Origin of the sequence: Streptomyces colwelliae, from assembly GCF_048158785.1 — a bacterium.
Classification (GTDB): domain Bacteria; phylum Actinomycetota; class Actinomycetes; order Streptomycetales; family Streptomycetaceae; genus Streptomyces.
In genome coordinates, this window is sequence record NZ_JBLTJC010001073.1 from 1 (window position 1) to 384 (window position 384).

General features: G+C 65.4%; 1 pseudogene. It reads right to left on the reverse strand.

Annotated features, from left to right (window positions below):
• Window positions 1–371, reverse strand: a pseudogene (locus tag ACNFOC_RS55870) (sulfite reductase subunit alpha); the annotation flags it as partial.
• Window positions 372–384 lie beyond the last annotated feature (13 nt).

Here is a 384-nt window from a genome sequence, read left to right on the forward strand (position 1 = left end):
CTTTCCAGGTGGCGCTTGTTGCCGCACAGGTACAGATGCCCACCGCGGGCCAGCACATCGCGCACTTCATCGCCGCGCTGCTGCAGCACATGCTGCACATAGATCTTTTCGGCGCCATCGCGCGAGAACGCGGTATGCAGGCCGGCCAGCACGCCACGCGTACGCCAGTCCAGCAGCTGGTCACGGTACAGGTAGTCGTGCTGGCGGTGCTTCTCGCCAAACACCAGGTGCACTTCGCGTTCGCAGGCCTTGGCCTGCAGTTCCTGCAGCAGGCCCATCAAGGGTGCGATGCCAGTACCGGTACCGACCAGCAGCAGCGGTGCCTCGCCGGTATCGGGCAGGTGGAAGCCGGGGTTGGAGCGGCAGTACACACGGGCATGGTCG